Here is a 1,245-nt window from a genome sequence, read left to right on the forward strand (position 1 = left end):
GGCTCGTGATGCTGTTCGTCACGCCCGCGACCTTCGTCGGCCAGTTGTGGGCGTTCGTCGCGTTCCGCTTCTTCGACATGCTCAAGCCGCCGCCAATCCGCTACTTCGACCGCCGCCTGAAAGGCGGGCTCGGCATCATGGTCGACGATCTGGTCGCCGCGTTCATGACGCTGCTCGTGATCGCGCTGTGGCGCTCCGTCGTCGGCTGACCGATTTCCCGACTCCCGTTTCCCGACGCGCATGCCAACCGATTCCGTCGTCCACCAGCTTGCGATCCGCGCAGGCAACAAGCTGCGTGACGAGCATCTCACGCTCGCCACCGCCGAATCCTGCACCGGCGGGATGATCGCCACCGCGATCACCGACATTTCCGGCAGCAGCCAGTGGTTCGAGCGCGGCTTCGTCACGTACTCGAACCAGGCCAAGATCGAGATGATCGGCGTGCCGGCCGACCTGATCGACAAGCACGGCGCCGTCAGCGAGCCCGTCGCGCGCGCGATGGCCGAAGGCGCGCTGCGCAACAGCCGCGCGCAGGTCGCGCTGTCCGTCACCGGCATCGCGGGCCCGGGCGGCGGCAGCGAGAAGAAGCCGGTGGGCACCGTGTCGTTCGCGTGGAGCAACCGGCTGCATACCGATGTCGAGACGCGGGTGTTCAAGGGCGACCGCGAACAGATCCGCACGCAGGCAGCCGCGCATGCGCTGCGCGGGCTGCTGAAGCTGCTCGACGAGCGCGAAGGCTGATCGGGCCGGGCGCACGTGTCGCGCCCGCCCTCGCTTCCTTACTGGATCGCGTCGGGCTTCACGACGATCCAGTTCTTGTCCGCCGTCACCGGCAGGCCGAGCGCCTTCTGCTTCGCGGCCGATTCGTCCGACCACGCGCGGATCTGCGCCATCTGCTTGTCCTTCTTGTTGACCCACACGCGCACGCCGCCGCGCGCGACATCGGTCGCGTTCAGCAGCATGTAGCCGTCGGACGTCGGCGTGTCGCCCGCGACGAGCACCGGCTTCTTCCACTGGTCGATCCAGCCGACGATCGAACCGAGCTTGCCTTCGTACCACGTCATCGGGTTCATCAGGAACGGCGTGATCACGAGGTCGCGGTTCGCGGCCTCGTCGTACTTGCCGGCCTTGATCTGCAGCCGCGACGTGGTCAGCGCGCCGGTCGCCGGGTTGCGCAGCAGCGTCGTCACGCCGATCACGTTCTGCGGCTTCACGTTGTAGCCGTACTTCGGGTCGGCCAGCACG

The 1,245-nt window shown here is 67.6% G+C and carries 2 protein-coding genes and 1 pseudogene; 2 read left to right on the top strand and 1 reads right to left on the bottom strand.

Going from position 1 to position 1,245, the window contains the following annotated elements; translation table 11 throughout:
* Positions 1-209, top strand: a 209-nt coding sequence (locus JMF90_RS37625) for a phosphatidylglycerophosphatase A (protein WP_201326397.1), incomplete at its 5' end; no start/stop codon positions are given.
* A gap of 31 nt (positions 210-240) precedes the next feature.
* Entirely contained in the window at positions 241-741 is a 501-nt protein-coding gene (locus tag JMF90_RS37630; RefSeq protein WP_011544551.1) for a CinA family protein, read from the top strand.
* A 38-nt stretch (positions 742-779) separates the two neighbouring features.
* Here JMF90_RS37630 and JMF90_RS40495 read toward each other — a convergent pair.
* Positions 780-1,245: pseudogene (locus tag JMF90_RS40495) on the bottom strand (haloacid dehalogenase-like hydrolase); the annotation flags it as partial.

The sequence above is a fragment of the Burkholderia sp. E168m23 genome (genome assembly GCF_016586125.1).
Classification (GTDB): domain Bacteria; phylum Pseudomonadota; class Gammaproteobacteria; order Burkholderiales; family Burkholderiaceae; genus Burkholderia; species Burkholderia orbicola.